This window comes from Clostridium algidicarnis DSM 15099 (assembly GCF_002934235.1).
Lineage (GTDB): Bacteria > Bacillota > Clostridia > Clostridiales > Clostridiaceae > Clostridium_L > Clostridium_L algidicarnis.
On sequence record NZ_PTIS01000005.1, the window covers coordinates 53,172 to 68,895 of the forward strand.

The 15,724-nt window shown below is 31.7% G+C and carries 12 protein-coding genes and 1 pseudogene; all 13 read left to right on the forward strand.

Translation table 11 applies throughout. The features are described 5' to 3' along the window. Nucleotides 1–9 precede the first annotated feature (9 nt). Nucleotides 10–963 (forward strand): DNA-binding protein WhiA, encoded by a 954-nt coding sequence (whiA, locus tag BD821_RS05245; protein ID WP_029452229.1) that lies wholly within the window; start codon nucleotides 10–12, stop codon nucleotides 961–963. 2 nt (nucleotides 964–965) lie between these two features. Continuing rightward, complete coding sequence (locus BD821_RS05250) at nucleotides 966–2,267, forward strand: DRTGG domain-containing protein (RefSeq protein ID WP_104409619.1); 1,302 nt, start codon at nucleotides 966–968, stop codon at nucleotides 2,265–2,267. 11 nt (nucleotides 2,268–2,278) lie between these two features. Then, nucleotides 2,279–2,563, forward strand: coding sequence for a Dabb family protein (locus tag BD821_RS05255; protein WP_104409620.1), 285 nt, complete (start codon nucleotides 2,279–2,281; stop codon nucleotides 2,561–2,563). Nucleotides 2,564–2,620: 57 nt separating this feature from the next. Then, nucleotides 2,621–4,633, forward strand: a complete 2,013-nt coding sequence (locus BD821_RS05260; protein WP_104409621.1) for a methyl-accepting chemotaxis protein — start codon at nucleotides 2,621–2,623, stop codon at nucleotides 4,631–4,633. A 226-nt stretch (nucleotides 4,634–4,859) separates the two neighbouring features. Next, complete coding sequence (gene yhfZ, locus BD821_RS05265) at nucleotides 4,860–5,783, forward strand: GntR family transcriptional regulator YhfZ (RefSeq protein ID WP_104409622.1); 924 nt, start codon at nucleotides 4,860–4,862, stop codon at nucleotides 5,781–5,783. Nucleotides 5,784–5,878: 95 nt separating this feature from the next. Next, complete coding sequence (locus BD821_RS05270; RefSeq protein WP_104409623.1) at nucleotides 5,879–6,277, forward strand: PRD domain-containing protein; 399 nt, start codon at nucleotides 5,879–5,881, stop codon at nucleotides 6,275–6,277. A 2-nt stretch (nucleotides 6,278–6,279) separates the two neighbouring features. Further along, nucleotides 6,280–6,642, forward strand: a complete 363-nt coding sequence (locus BD821_RS05275; RefSeq protein WP_104409624.1) for a DUF2620 domain-containing protein — start codon at nucleotides 6,280–6,282, stop codon at nucleotides 6,640–6,642. Between the two features lie 129 nt (nucleotides 6,643–6,771). Beyond that, the gene (locus BD821_RS05280) at nucleotides 6,772–8,061 is read left to right on the forward strand and encodes a YhfT family protein (protein WP_104409625.1); all 1,290 of its coding nucleotides are present in this window, start codon (nucleotides 6,772–6,774) and stop codon (nucleotides 8,059–8,061) included. A 140-nt stretch (nucleotides 8,062–8,201) separates the two neighbouring features. After that, nucleotides 8,202–9,077 (forward strand): phosphotriesterase family protein, encoded by an 876-nt coding sequence (locus BD821_RS05285; RefSeq protein ID WP_104409626.1) that lies wholly within the window; start codon nucleotides 8,202–8,204, stop codon nucleotides 9,075–9,077. A 21-nt stretch (nucleotides 9,078–9,098) separates the two neighbouring features. Continuing rightward, complete coding sequence (locus BD821_RS05290) at nucleotides 9,099–10,202, forward strand: aminotransferase class V-fold PLP-dependent enzyme (protein ID WP_104409627.1); 1,104 nt, start codon at nucleotides 9,099–9,101, stop codon at nucleotides 10,200–10,202. Between the two features lie 17 nt (nucleotides 10,203–10,219). Further along, complete coding sequence (locus BD821_RS05295) at nucleotides 10,220–11,377, forward strand: YhfX family PLP-dependent enzyme (protein ID WP_104409628.1); 1,158 nt, start codon at nucleotides 10,220–10,222, stop codon at nucleotides 11,375–11,377. 112 nt (nucleotides 11,378–11,489) lie between these two features. Next, entirely contained in the window at nucleotides 11,490–12,698 is a 1,209-nt protein-coding gene (locus tag BD821_RS05300; protein WP_104409629.1) for a phosphopentomutase, read from the forward strand. A gap of 360 nt (nucleotides 12,699–13,058) precedes the next feature. Then, nucleotides 13,059–15,134 (forward strand): annotated as a pseudogene (gene dnaE, locus BD821_RS05305) (DNA polymerase III subunit alpha); the annotation flags it as partial. Nucleotides 15,135–15,724 lie beyond the last annotated feature (590 nt).

The following is a 15,724-nucleotide window of genomic DNA, read 5'->3' on the forward strand; positions in this document are numbered from 1 at the left end:
GAATGAGATATGTCGTTTTCATCACAGGTAAAAGGTGAGCTATGTAGAATTGAAAAGGTAACAAAGGAAGAAGCTTTAGCACAAATATCAGCTATAATGAAGGTCAGTGGGACGCTTACATTTGCTGGGAATAAGCAACTTAGCTTTAAAATAGCAACAGAAAATCCAGCTACAGCAAGATTGATATTTACATTATTAAAAGAATATTTTAAGATACATGCAAGGCTTTTAGTGAAAAAAAGTAATTCCTTAAAGAAAAATAATTTATATATTGTAATGATTACAGAAGAAATGGGAGTAAGAAGCTTTTTGAAACTTTCTAGTATATTAAAAGAAGAAGAAGGAGTAATATCCTTAGATTATGGAATAAAAGAAGAGTTAGTTAAAGAGGATACTGCTCGTAAAGCATATATAAGAGGAGCATTTTTAGGAGGGGGAAGCATAAGTAACCCTGAAAAGACTTATCACCTAGAATTTGTAACTCATAACATAGAGTACGCAGAGGATTTAAGTAATCTTATAAATACCTATGGCCTAAACTCTAAATTTATACAAAGAAAAAATAGTTATATAGTATATATTAAAGAGGGAGAACAAATAGTAGACTTATTAAATATAATAGGCGCCCATAATTCCTTATTAGAACTTGAAAATATTAGAATAATGAAGGAAATGAGAAATAATGTAAATAGACTTGTTAACTGCGAAACAGCTAACCTTAGTAAGACAGTTAATGCAGCTGTAAGACAGGTAGAATGTATTAACTTTATTGAAAGTGAAATAGGACTTGGCAGACTTCCTAAAAATTTAAGAGAAATTGCAGAACTAAGATTAAAATTTCCAGATGAATCCTTAAAGGAGCTTGGTGAAATGTTAGTACCACCTGTAGGAAAATCAGGAATAAATCATAGACTAAGAAAAATAGAAAAAATAGCAGAAGAATTAAGAAAAGAAGGAAGGTAAACATGTCTAAGCATAGCAAAACTGTTGATTATATACTTTCATTAGAACCAGGGCATAAGATATCAGTTAGAGGCATAGCAATTGAACTTGGCATTAGTGAAGGTACTGCATATAAGGCTATAAAAGAATGTGATGAAAAGGGTATAGTATCCACCATACCTAGAGTAGGCACTATTAGAGTTGATAAATTAAAAAGGAAAAAAAGTGAATCTTTAACCTTTGCTGACGTAGTTAATATAGTTGGAGGCAGTATAATAGCTGGAAGAAGCGGTATACATAAATCCCTAAAAAAGCTAGCCATAGGAGCTATGACTATAGAGGCTATGTCTAAATATATAGAACAAGGATCACTTCTTATAGTTGGAAATCGCGACCTTGCACAAGAATTAGCTCTTAATAATGGAGCCGCAGTACTTATAACAGGTGGATTTCAGTGCAATGAAAAAGTAAAAAGATTAGCAGATGAAAAGTCCTTACCTATTATTTCCTCTAAATATGATAGTTTCATTACCGCCACTATGATAAATAAGGCCATGACTGAAAATACCATGAAGAAAGATATTATATTAGTGGAAGACATAATGAAAAAGGATCCCTATTATTTAAAGGTAAATCATACCCTAAATGATTGGAAGAAGATGGTTAGTGACACCAACTTTGTAAGGTATCCAGTGGTAGATGAACATATGAAGGTTGTAGGTATAATAACATCTAAAGATTTATCTTTAGATGTAGATATAAATCAGCCCATAGGAAAGATAATGTCTAAAAATCCTATAACAGTGACACCAAAGACTACAGTTGCCTATGCAGCTTATGTTATGGGACTTGAAGATATTGAACTTTGCCCCGTAATAGATGGGAAAAAGCTTATAGGCATAATAAAAAGAGATGATGTTACAGACACCTTTGCATATATGACAAGGCAGCCTCAAAGGTCAGAAAGCCTAGAAGAATTAATATTAGCAAATTTTGAATATGAAGTTATAGGAGATAAAACTATATTTACAGGTAATATAGCATCGGAGATGATAGATTCCATTGGAACAGCTTCTTGGAGTTCTCTTAATATGCTATTATCAGCAGCAGCTATTACAGCTTTAAGAGAAAGAGATATAAATGTTTCTGTAGATAATATAAGCACTTATTTCATGAAACCACTTCAACTAGATACTAAAGTTACCTTAGAAGCAGACATAGTTGATATGGGAAGAAATTACTGCAAGGTAGAAGTTAATATGATAAATTTTAAAAGACAGCTTATAGGTAAGAGCATGTTATCAGCAAAAATGTTAGGAAATTAAAGGAGGATATTATGTTTACTCATATAGTGTTATTTAAATTAAAAAACGCCACAAAAGAAAACATGGAAGAGGCTAATTTAATATTAAGTTCTATGGAAGGCAAGATAGAAGAACTTAAATATCTTGAGGTAGGCGTGGATATCATACGAAGTGAAAGATCTTATGATATAGCATTAATAACAAGATTTAATAGTAAAGAAGACATGGATAAGTACCAAGTAAGTGAGTACCATGTAAATCATGTACTAAAGAATTTAAAACCATTGCTTCAATCATCAGTTGCATTAGATTACTAATTGTAAGTGAAAAGGTTTTTATATTAACATAATGTTAGACATAATGGAGGGGTTATAATGAATGAAAAAAAGAGGTCAAGTATTAAGGTAAGAATGGTAATAAGCCTTGTTTTATTAATAGCAATAGTTTGTGGTTCTCTTGGGGCTACATCTTTTAGCAGAAGTAAGAAAGCTGTAACTGAAACAGCTCAAAATTTAATGGAAACTTTGAGTAAACAAATGGCAACTAATATTCAAGGGGATATAAAAAGTAAGTATCAATTATTAGAAGCAGTAGCTAATGATAGTGATGTTAAAGATTTTGATATTAAATTTGATGAAAAGAAAGTTATATTAGAAGAAGAGGTTAAAGCTCATGGACATATGACTATAGGCATATCAAATTTATCAGGAGATATAAACTACACTAATGGAATAACAGAGAACATAAAAGGTACGGATTATTTTCAAAGGGCTCTTAGAAGTGAAAATGCAGTGTCTGAACCTTTTGTAACTAAAACAGGTAATAATGAGTTAGTTATGGCCTATGCTGTGCCTATAAAGAATAACAATAATGTGGTAGGGGTATTAGTAGCATTAAGAGACGGAAATGAAATTGCAAAATTAAACGATACAGTTGAATTTGGAAAAACTGGACGAGCTTATGTTATTGGAAAAAATGGTGATGTAATTGCTCATGAAGATAAAGAAAAGGTTATAAGCAAAGAAAATACCATAGCATTACAAGCGCAAGATAAAGATTTAGTTAGTAGAGCTATGATTGAACAAAAGATGGTAGATAGAGAAAGCGGAATAGGAAAGTATACATATGGGGGTATGAGTAAGTATATGGCTTATGCTCCAATTAAAGATACAGATTGGTCCTTAGGGGTATATGCTGAAGAAAAAGATGTTTTAAGTAGTCTTGATGCACTTAAAATCAGTATAGCTATAGTATCTTTAGCATTCATAATTTTAGCTATAGTTGTTATCTGGTTGTTGTCTGATAAGCTAGCTAAAAGTTTGAATAATATAAAAGAATATATAAATGTAATGGCTACTGGAGACTTTAGTATGGATGTGCCACAAAAACATCAAGATAAAAAAGATGAAACAGGCATTATGGCAAGAGCACTTCAAACAAGTAAGGATTCTGTAGGTAAGATGATATCTAATATAAAGAAAAACTCTAATGATATACAGGGCAGCTCTAAAGATTTAGTTAAAGTTTCTGAAGAATTTAATGAAAGCTCTCAAAATATATATGCAGCTATAGACCAAGTAGCAGAAGGAGCTTCTCAGCAGGCTCAAGATTTAGTATCTATAGTTGATATGTTAGAAAACTTTAGTGTAGGCTTAGAGGCAATGAATGGATCTATTGGTGAAATAGACTCCTTATCTGAAGGTATAAGTAAAAAGGCAGATGTAAGTAATGAAGATATGTTGAAGATAACAGCATCTTTAGATGAATTAGTAAATAATTTCAGCGGATTTACAATGAAGATATCAAAGATGAGTGAGAGCATAGAAAAAGTAAATGAAATAACAGATTTAATTAATAATATAGCAGAACAAACTAATTTACTTGCACTAAATGCAGCTATTGAAGCAGCTAGAGCAGGAGAAGCTGGAAGAGGTTTTGCTGTAGTTGCAGAAGAAATAAGAAACCTAGCAGAAAAGAGCAAAGAATCTTCAACTACAATTTATGATCTTGTTAGAAATGTATTAGAAGATGCCAATATTATTGAAAATGGTACAACTGAAATGAATTCCAAGCTTCAAGAACAAAAGGTTAGTATAGAAAATAGCATGGAATCATTTAAATCTATATCCACTTCAATGATAACAATTACCCCTAAAATAAATTTACTTACCGAAGGCTTTGAACAGCTTAACGAAAAGAAAAAAGACATACTATATAAGACAGAGGCAATATCCGCTATTTCCGAAGAAATATCAGCATCCTCAGAAGAAATAGCAGCATCTAGTGAGCAAATGGCTGAAACTAGTAAAGAAATGCACACTTCAGTAACCTCTTTAAGTGACAAAACCAATGAAATGAGTGAAGAAGTAAATAAGTTTAAGATTTAATAAAAAATATAGAAGATATATTTTTTAAATAAACAAATACAAATATATAAAAGATACCCTTATACCATATTTATGATATAAGGGTATCTTTTTAGTTCCTTTAAAAAATATACATTTATAAGTTAACAATAATTAAATTTATAAATTACCGTTGAAAAGGTTTTTATAATGTGGTATTATAAAGATACAAAGTACAAAAAAGTGTATATTGACATGGAGAAATAATATGAATTTAAAAGAGAAGTTAATGCAAAAGAATGGATATGTGGCTATGACCTTAGCTAAGGAATTTGTATCAAAGGATGTGGGAGATAGAATAGACACTGTAGCTACATTTACTGAAAGATATAATACAGCCAGAGGGACAGTTCAATCAGCTATTAAGTTTTTACAAGAATATAAGGCTATATCTTTTGAATCTAGAGGACATCTTGGAACTTTTATAACATATATAGATTATACAAAACTTCTAGAAGTAGCAGACATAAAAAGTATACTTGGAGTTATGCCACTTCCTTATTCAAAAAGATATGAAGGACTTGCTACAGGTATTTATAAAAGCTCATTTGCAAAGAAGTTTCCAGTAAACCTTGCATATATGAGGGGAGCTAGAAATAGATTAGATTCTCTAGAAGAAGGTAGATATGATTTTGCAGTTATGTCTTGTCTTGCAGCAGAACATTATATTGAAAAGGGCGAACCTATACAAATAGCAGTAAACTTTGGTACAAACTCCTTTGTTGATAACCATGTACTGGCATTTAACAAAAACTTCGGCTCTGAAATAAAAGATGGCATGAGGGTTGGAATAGATACATCTTCATTAGATCATGAGATAATGACACTAAAAGAATGTGCTGGTAAAAAGGTAGAGTTAGTTCATTTATTATATAGCCAAATAATAAGCAATTTAGTAAACGGAACAATTGATGCCTCTATATCTACCATTGATGAAATAAGAGATAAGAAGCTAGATGTTAAATATAAAGTAGTATCGGAAGATTATGGTGGAAAAAATACACAAGCAGTTTTAGTTATACACAAAGATAGAGAAGAAATGAGAAATTTAATACTGAAATTTTTAAATAAAGAAGAAATCATAAAATATCAAAACTCAGTTGTAGAGGAAAAAATCATACCAAATTACTAAAAAGCTTTTATATAATAAATAAAAATAGTCTAAAGATATTTTTTAAACTCAATGTACAAAATTATGTATATTGAAAAGTTTCGGGGGGATGGAAAATGAATTTAATGACAAGACTAGTTATCTTAAAAGATGCTGGACAAATAGACCAAAACATACATGGAGATATAATAAAAATAATAGATATGTTTGATGAAAAATATAACATAAAACTAACAGAAGAAAATGCATCAATGTTAATAACTCATTTAGCTATTTCTTTTAAAAGAATAAAGATTGGGGAAACTGTGAATCCTATAGAGGAAATTATGTATGAGGAGATAAGGGCAGATAAAAATTATAAAAAGGCAGAAGCAATATTTAAGGATATTGAAGTAACAATTGGAAAAAGTATTAATGACAATGAAAAAGGATTTATAATAATGCATTTATGTAGTTTACTACATAATGAAGATACTGACAAAAATACTGACGAAAATATAATAAAGGATGTGTAATAATGATTAAAATAGTTATAGGTGGGCAATTAGACAAAGATATGGTAGCAGAAATAACTAGAAAGGTTGCAGGGGATAGAGCAACTATAGAGATTAAATCTGATATAGAAGCGGCTATGGCAATTAAAACAGGAGAAGCAGATTATTATTTAGGAGCTTGTAATACTGGTGGCGGTGGAGCTTTGGCTATGGCTATAGCGCTTTTAGGTATGGGACTTTGTGCTACAGTTTCAATGCCAGGAAATATAAAAAGTAAAGAAGCAATCATAAGTGAAATTGAAGCAGGAAAAAAGGCATTTGGATTTACACCACAACATGCAGATACAGTTATTCCAATCATAATTAACAAAATACTAGAAGGTTAAAAATATGATATTAAGTCTGATATTAAATTCCATTTTAAGTTTAGTATTAAAACCAATATTAAATCTGAATTAAATCTAATTTTAAATATCAGACATTATATAAAAATATAAAAAATAGGAGGGTTTTACATGAAATTTGTAATTATAGCACTTTTAGGGGCTCTTGCAGCTATACTTTCAAACATGGGAGTTGCAGTGTTTAATGATGGGTTAAGACCCGTAGTCCCAGAATACTTAGAAGGAAGGATGGATAAAAAAGCTTTAGCAGCCACATCTTTCGCCTTAAGCTTTGGACTAGTTATAGGATTTGGTATACCAGTTTCTATAGCAGCTTCTATTATTTTAATACACAGTATACTACTAGGAACAGACATCATCGGAAGTTGGTGCCCAAGTGGTAAAAAAGGTATCATAATGTCAGGAGTTATAGGAGCTTTATATGGTTTAGGTCTTGTTAGCGGACTTCAAGCTATTGTAGATTTATTTGCTAAATTACCAATTAATTTCTTGCCTCAACTAGGACAAGTTGGAGCACCAGTTGTTGCAGCATTTGCTGTATTCCCAGCTTTAGTTGTAGCTTATCAATTTGGATTTAAAAAAGGTATCATTACATTATGTATTTCATTTTTAGTTAGACAAATAACATTATATTATGGAAAGTTTAAGTGGAATGGAGCAACAATTAAGATAGATCAAGAAGGAATGGCTTTACTTGCAGGTATGATTATAATGCTTGTATTTGCAATGAAAGAAAAACCAGATCCTAATGCACCAAAGGTGGACCTTGTATCTATATTTGCGGAAAGAGTTAAAAAGATCAAAAAGAATTTACCTATACTTGCAGTAATGGGTGGACTTATTTCAGCAGCTACTAGCCTTGCTATGGTTGCAGGAGACCCTATATCATTAAACTTACTTAAAGAAGGTAAAAATGTAGAAGCAGCTATGACAGCTTTTGCAAGAGGAATTGGATTTATTCCATTAGTAGCAACTACAGCAATAACTACAGGAGTGTATGCTCCTGCTGGAATGACCTTTGTATTTGTAATTGGATTACTTGTAAAAAATCCTTTATTATCCTTCATATTAGGTGCAGGAGTAATGTCTTTAGAAATATTATTCTTAGATGTACTTGCAAGATTCTTAGATAAATTCCCAGGAGTTAAAAAGTGTGGAGATAATATAAGAACATCCATGAGTAAGGTGCTTGAAGTTGCATTGCTTGTAGGTGGACTTATGGCAGCAAATGCTATGGCACCAGGACTTGGACTATTCGTTGTTATAGGACTTTATGTACTTAACAAAACTTCAAAGAAGCCTATTGTAGATATGGCAGTTGGTCCTATGGGAGCAATTTTAGTAGGTATACTAATTAACATATTATTTGTAGTTGGACTATATCTTCCACCAATAGTTTAATAGGTTTAAGGTTAAGTAGATAATTTATATGAAATTTACATTAGATATGAGTGAGGCATTAGATTAAAAAATTAAAACCTTAGATGTCTCAATATCTTTAAGATATTGGGACATCATTTTAAAAGGAGGGAATGAACTTTATGAAATTAGTTGAAGGAATAACTTATTCTCATGAACACGTAACATTAGATTTATCTGGAGTAAAACAAAACGATGATTGCAATCTTAATGTCTTTGATGAAACTGTAGAAGAATTTAAGGACCTTTATAAAAAAGGTGTTAGAAACATAATAGAGGTAACTAATAGAGGCATGGGTAGAGATATAGATTATATAAAATCCGTAGCTAAAGAAACTAATATGAATATATTATGTTCTACAGGATATTATAAGGTTCCATTTTTCCCGAAGGAAGTTTATGATTTATCCGCTAAAGAATTGTCTAAAATTATGATTGATGAAATAGTGAATGGAATTGATGGCAGTGATATAAAAGCAGATATTATAGGAGAAATAGGAACAAGTAACAATATTATAGAAGAAGCAGAGAAAAAGGTATTTGTTGCAGGGGCTTTGGCTCATGTTGAAACAGGAAAGACTATAATAACGCATACGACTTTAGGGACTTTAGGATTAGAACAAATTGAATTATTAAAATCTTACGGTATGGATATAGAAAAACTAATAATAAGTCATGTGGACTTAACAGGAGATATAGATTATATATTAAGACTTATAGACAAGGGAGCAAATGTTGCCTTTGATACAATTGGAAAAGAAAATTATAAGCCTGATGGTGTTAGAATAGATATGCTTAAAGAAATATGTAAAAGAGGACTTAGTGATAAGGTACTTATGTCTATGGATATTACAAGAAAATCTAATCTAAAAGGTAGAGGTGGTATAGGGTATTCTTATTTATTAGATAATTTTATACCAAGACTTTTAGACAGTGGTATTTCAGAAAATCATATAAAAACTATTACAGAAAAGAATATAGTAAGAATTTTAAATTAAGCTTTAGATAGGAGAATCTTTATGAATACTTATCCTTTAAAGTCTATAGGAATAGACGAAGCAAAGAAGATGCAATTTAAGATGATAGATACCATAACTAAATACTTTAATGGTTCAGAGGTGTTAAGCCTTGGTGACCTTGGTGTAGTTAAGGGATTAAATAAACCTTCATTTACAAAAAAGGCGGAGAAGGTTTTGGCAGAGTTTTTTAATGCTGAAGCTGCAACTTTAGTAAGGGGAGCTGGAACAGGTGCTTTAAGATGGGGTATTATAAGCTTTTTAAAACCTGGAGATAGTATACTTGTCCATGATGCTCCCATATATCCTACTACGGAAGTTACATTAAATACTATGGGAATAAAAACTATAAAAGCTGATTTTAATAATATAGATGAAGTTAAAAAGGTGTTATTAAAAAGCAAATTAGATGGAGCATTAGTACAGTATACAAGGCAAAAGTTAGAGGATAGCTATGATATTGGAGAGATAATAACTCTTATAAAACAGCATAATGAAAATATAAAGATTATAACTGATGATAATTATGCAGTAATGAAGGTAGATAAAATAGGTACACAACTTGGTGCTGATTTATCTGGATTTTCATCCTTTAAACTTTTAGGACCAGAAGGTGTAGGAGTTTTAGTTGGAAAAGCTGATTTAATTGAAAAAGTGGTTTCTTTAAACTATTCAGGTGGAAGTCAGGTACAAGGATTTGAAGCTATGGAAGTATTAAGAGGACTTGTATATGCTCCAGTGTCTTTAGCTATTCAAGCTGAAGTAAATGAAGAGCTGGTTGAAAGACTAAAAAACGGAGAAGTTAAAGGGGTTAAAAATGCCTTTTTAGCTAATGCTCAATCAAAGGTTTTGTTAGTAGAATTTGAAAAAGAGATAGCCAATATTGTATTAGAAGAATCAGAAAAGTTAGGAGCAGCACCGAATCCAGTGGGAGCTGAATCTAAGTATGAGATGGTTCCAATGATATATAGGATTTCAGGAACCTTTAGGAAGGCAGACCCTACTCTTGAAAAAAGAATGATAAGAATTAATCCTATGAGAAGTGGAGCAGACACTGTTATTAGAATACTTAAGGAAAGTGTTAAAACTGCTTATGAAATATTGTAAGGAAGAGGAATGATGTTATGTTTTTAGAAAAGACTATAGATAGAAACCCTAACCTAATAAAAGCTGCATTTTATCTTCATCAAGAAGGCGTTATATCACCTGATACCTATGTATTAGATTATGATATGATCTTAGAAAATGCAAAGATGATGAAAAAGGAAGCAGATAAGTACGGAATAAAGCTATATTTTATGGGAAAACAAATAGGTAGGAATCCTTTAATTTGTAAGGCTTTAGTGGATATGGGGTTTGAAGGGGCTGTGGCTGTAGATTATAAAGATGCCAAGATTCATATCGAAAATGGTATTAAACTTGGTCATGTGGGACATTTAGTACAAATACCTAAAAATGATGTGGAACTTATAGTTTCTGCAAGGCCACAAACTATATCTATTTACTCTATTGAAAAGGCTAAAGAGATATCTAAGGCAGCAGTAAAACTTAATGTAAAGCAAAATATTACTTTAAGAGTTATTGATGATGAAGATATGTTATATCCCGCTCAATATGGTGGTTTTTATTTAAAGGATTTAGAAAAGGTTGTAGATGAACTCAGAAGTTTACCAAATATAGTGATTCATGGACTAACCTCATTTCCTTGTTTTTTATATGATAGCAAAGAAAAGAAAATAAAAGACACTCATAATTTGAAAACTGTATTAAAGGCAAAAGATATATTAAAAGATATGTACATTAATATAGAAGAGGTAAATCTTCCTTCAGCTAATTGTACTGAAAGTATGAAGCTTATAAAATCCTTTGGGGGAACACATGGAGAGCCTGGACATGGATTTACAGGTACTACGCCATTTCATGGTGATCATGATAACTATGAAAAGCCTGCAATGGTTTATGTAAGTGAAGTTTCTCATAACTTAAATTCAAACAGTTATTGTTATGGAGGAGGATACTACAGAAGATCTAACTTAAAAAAAGCTTTAGTTGGAACAGATATAAATAATGGTAAATTAATAGATGTAGAAGAACCAAGTTTAGAAAGTATAGATTACTATTTTACACTAAAAGAAAATACAAAGGTTTCAGATACTGTAATTATGGCTTTTAGAACACAAATATTCGTAACACGCAGTGATGTTGCCATAGTTAAAGGAATAAGTGATGGAAAGCCAGAACTTATTGGGCTTTATGATTCTCAAGGAAGAAAAATCAGATAAAATTATAGTTTTGAATTAGAGAAGGGCAGATAAACTTATGATTTTAGATGGGAGATATTAAATAAACTTATGAAAAATAAATCTTTAAATAAAAGATGAAGGGGTGACAGTGTTGGGTAAATTTATGGTTATAGTTTTAGATGGATTTGGTATAGGGTATATGAAGGATGTTAGTATTGTAAGACCGCAAGATATGGGATCAAATACTTGCAAACATATATTAGAAAACTCTCCAAATTTAAAGCTTAAGACTCTAGAAAGACTAGGACTTATGAATGCTTTAGGTGAAGAGATTGGACTTATGAAATTTGCTAAGGGAGCAACCTTTGGTAAGGCAGAATTAACTCATTTTGGAGCGGATACATTCTTTGGACACCAAGAAATAATGGGAACAAAACCTATGAAACCATTAAGAGAACCTTTTTCTAAATATATTGATGAGGTATATAACCTTCTTAAAAAAGAAGGCTATGATGTGGAGTATATAGAAGGGAAAGAGGCAAAACTTCTTATGGTGAATGGTGCCCTTACTGTAGCTGATAATATAGAAACAGACCTTGGTCAAGCTGTGAATGTTACAGCATCTTTAGAACTTATGCCTTTTACTGAAGTTTTAAAGGTAGGTAAATTAGTTAGAAGTATAGTTATGGTTCCAAGAGTTATAACCTTTGGTGGAGAAGGCATAACAAAAGAAGATATATTAAATGCTATTGAAGAGAAGCCAAATGGATTTATTGGTGTTAATGCACCTAAGTCTGGAGTTTATAATAAAGGATATCAATGTAGACATTTAGGTTATGGAGTAGACCCAAATGTTCAAGTACCAACTATTTTAGGTGAAGCTTCCATAGATGTTACATTACTTGGGAAGGTTGCAGATGTTGTAATTAATGAAAAAGGCAAAAGCATATCCTGGGTAGATACAGCAGAAGTTCTTCAGCTCACCTTAGATGAAATGGATAAAATAGATACAGGATTTATATGCACTAATGTTCAAGAAACAGATTTAAGTGGACATGCAGAAAATGTAGAAAGATATGCAGAAAAATTATCTATAGCTGATAAATATATAGAAAAGATTATAGAAAAATTAAAGGATGACGATATATTATTAATCATGGCAGACCATGGAAATGACCCAACTGTAGGTCATAGTAAACACACAAGAGAATGTGTGCCTTTACTTATTTATGGTAAGAATGTAAAGAATGCTAATTTAGGTACAAGAAAGACCTTATCCGATGTTGGAGCTACTGTAGCTGACTTTTTAAAGGTAGATAGACCTGAAAACGGTGAGTCATTCTTAAATTTAATAAGATAATATATTCTAAAAATACTTTAAATAATATACTTTAAGTTTATATATAACAAAGTAAAGGTAGAGTGCTTAAGACTTAATCATTATAATTAAATAAAATTACAAAAACACCTCTAGATTAATATTTTTATTAGTCTAGAGGTGTTTAATATATTATAGAAGGATTTGTGAAATGCAAAATATTTATGTATAGGATGGAGGCTTCTATAGTGATTCCATGTACATTAAAAGCTATTAAGGGTATAATTAATATGAATAAATCTCTTTGGAAAGGGGATTAAATTTTTGGATTATTCAATTTTAGAAGAAAAAGATACAGAGGATTCATTAGAAAAGAGCAAAGAAAAACATAATGAAGGCTCCATTAAAAAGCAGTTTTGTCACCTTCATTTGCATACTGGGTACAGCCTTTTAGATGGATCTGGAAAGATACCTAATATAATAGAAAAGGCTAAAGAGCTAGGTATGGAAAGTATAGCTATAACTGATCATGGAGTTATGTATGGCTGCGTTGAGTTTTATAAGGCAGCAAAGGATGCTGGAATCAAACCTATTTTAGGTTGCGAAGTATATGTAGTAGCTAAATCTCTAAGTTTAAAGCAGGCTGATGAAGAAAATGAAACTCATCACCTAGTGCTACTTGTGAAAAATGAAGTAGGTTATGAAAACTTAATGAAGATAGTATCTAAGGCATCTATAGAAGGTTTTTATTATAAGCCTCGAATAGATCATGATTACCTAAAAACACATAGTGAAGGACTTATAGCATTAAGTGCATGCCTTGGAGGAGAAGTTCAGTCTTATATATTAAGAGAAAATAAAGCAAAAGCTGTAAAAACAGCACTTTTTTATAAAGAAACATTTAAAGATGGGTTTTATTTAGAACTTCAATATCATGGAATAGACGATCAAAGAAAGGTGAACAAGGAATTAATTGAAATGTCTAAAGAATTAAACATTCCTTTAGTAGCTACAAATGATGTCCATTATATAAATAGAGAAGACTCAAAGTCTCATGATGTATTACTTTGCATACAAACTGCAAAAACCATACAAGAAGAAAATAGAATGAGATATCCTTCAGATCAGTTTTATTTAAAGTCTCCAGAGGAAATGTGGAGGGAATTTGCCTATATAAAAGAAGCCTTAGAAAACACAGTTAAAATTGCAGAGCAGTGTAATTTTGATTATGAATTTCATAAATCTAAGCTACCTAAATTTCCACTAGAAGAAGGAATAGATCCCTTTGAATATCTAAAAGAAACCTGTTACAAGGGCCTTGCTTCTAGGTATGAGGTATTTAGTGAAACAGAAGGAGAAAATTTTAGTTTAGAAAGAATTTATGAAATAGCAGAGGAATCTAAAAAGGCAAAAGAATATGTGGAAAGACTTGACTATGAACTTCAGGTAATAAATCAGATGGGTTATATAGATTACTTTTTAATAGTTTGGGACTTTATAAGATTTGCTGTGGAAAATAGTATTCCAACAGGTCCTGGAAGAGGTTCAGCTGCGGGGTCGCTAGTTGCATACACCCTTGGCATAACAAAGATAGATCCAATAAGGTATGGACTGATTTTTGAAAGATTTCTAAATCCAGAAAGAATCTCAATGCCAGATATTGATTCGGATTTTTGTTATGAAAGGCGTCAGGATATAATTGATTATGTAGTGGATAAGTATGGCAAGGACAATGTGTCTCAGATAATAACCTTTGGAACTATGGCAGCGAGGGCTTGTATAAGAGACGTAGGAAGGGCTATGAGCTATTCCTATCAAGAGGTAGATAAGATAGCTAAGATGATACCTACCGTGCTTAATATAACCATAGATAAGGCCTTGGAATTAAACCAAGAACTTAAAAATGCTTATGATGATGATATAAGAGTAAAGGAATTAATAGATGTAAGTAGAAGCCTTGAAGGACTTCCAAGACATTCATCTACCCATGCTGCAGGTGTAGTTATAGCATCACAGCCTCTTGTAAATTATGTGCCACTTCAAAAGAATGAAGAAATGATAGTTACACAATTTACCATGGGAACCCTAGAGGAACTTGGACTTTTGAAGATGGACTTTCTTGGACTTCGAACCCTTACTGTAATGAGAGATACAGTAGATATGATAAAGGTTAACAGGGGAATTGACATAGACATAGATAAGCTAGAATTTGAGGACAAAGAAGTATATAAAATGATAGGTGAAGGTAAAACCGTTGGTGTATTTCAGCTAGAATCAGCAGGAATGACTAACTTTATGAAGGAACTAAGGCCAGACTCTTTAGAGGATATAATAGCTGGAATAAGTCTTTATAGACCAGGGCCTATGGCAGAAATACCTAGGTATATAGAAAGTAAGAAAAACCCTGAAAAGTTAGTTTACGAAACACCAGAACTCGAAAGCATACTTGATGTAACCTACGGTGTCATGGTGTACCAAGGTGCGACTCGTTCTTAGCTTAAATAAACAAAGGCTAAGCACATTAAGTAATTAATGGAGAACTAATAATTTCGAAGTGTGGAATGATAGGGTAACGTCTTGAAACACACTCTTTAATACTCCGACTGGCATTACAAGAGGAAACTTTAAATGTCAGAAGCTCGGTGAAGTCGGCAGAAGTAAGTCTAAGTCAAAGAAATAATCAAGTAAGATTGGTTCAAAAGTGGTTAGAACCCACCTGTCATGAAAGATTAAAGTATAAGATAGGATTTATGATATGCCGGAAGTCTACAAAATACCTATGGTGAGTATGTCAAAATGACTGACGAACTCGAGAATTTAAAGGGTCTATATACCACCATATGGAAACATATGGGGCTGTTTGAAACAGTGTTAGTGTAGTTGAGTAAAAATCTTGGTTATGAAAGACTATGTTGTGTTACAGGCACATCAAAGCTAACAGGCTTATATTGAGCACCTAAAGGTATCATGTACAGATAGAAATTATTGGAACGAGGAAAGGTATTGGATATTTTCAAAAGATGATTATTACTTTTGGAAATATAAACTGACGAAGAATAATAAGCAGT

What these genes read in the sequence shown, in the direction of transcription:
- whiA (WP_029452229.1), top strand. Translation starts at nt 10, where the DNA reads ATGTCGTTTTCATCACAGGTAAAAGGTGAGCTATGTAGAATTGAAAAG.
- BD821_RS05250 (WP_104409619.1), top strand. Translation starts at nt 966, where the DNA reads ATGTCTAAGCATAGCAAAACTGTTGATTATATACTTTCATTAGAACCA.
- BD821_RS05255 (WP_104409620.1), top strand. Translation starts at nt 2,279, where the DNA reads ATGTTTACTCATATAGTGTTATTTAAATTAAAAAACGCCACAAAAGAA.
- BD821_RS05260 (WP_104409621.1), top strand. Translation starts at nt 2,621, where the DNA reads ATGAATGAAAAAAAGAGGTCAAGTATTAAGGTAAGAATGGTAATAAGC.
- yhfZ (WP_104409622.1), top strand. Translation starts at nt 4,860, where the DNA reads ATGAATTTAAAAGAGAAGTTAATGCAAAAGAATGGATATGTGGCTATG.
- BD821_RS05270 (WP_104409623.1), top strand. Translation starts at nt 5,879, where the DNA reads ATGAATTTAATGACAAGACTAGTTATCTTAAAAGATGCTGGACAAATA.
- BD821_RS05275 (WP_104409624.1), top strand. Translation starts at nt 6,280, where the DNA reads ATGATTAAAATAGTTATAGGTGGGCAATTAGACAAAGATATGGTAGCA.
- BD821_RS05280 (WP_104409625.1), top strand. Translation starts at nt 6,772, where the DNA reads ATGAAATTTGTAATTATAGCACTTTTAGGGGCTCTTGCAGCTATACTT.
- BD821_RS05285 (WP_104409626.1), top strand. Translation starts at nt 8,202, where the DNA reads ATGAAATTAGTTGAAGGAATAACTTATTCTCATGAACACGTAACATTA.
- BD821_RS05290 (WP_104409627.1), top strand. Translation starts at nt 9,099, where the DNA reads ATGAATACTTATCCTTTAAAGTCTATAGGAATAGACGAAGCAAAGAAG.
- BD821_RS05295 (WP_104409628.1), top strand. Translation starts at nt 10,220, where the DNA reads ATGTTTTTAGAAAAGACTATAGATAGAAACCCTAACCTAATAAAAGCT.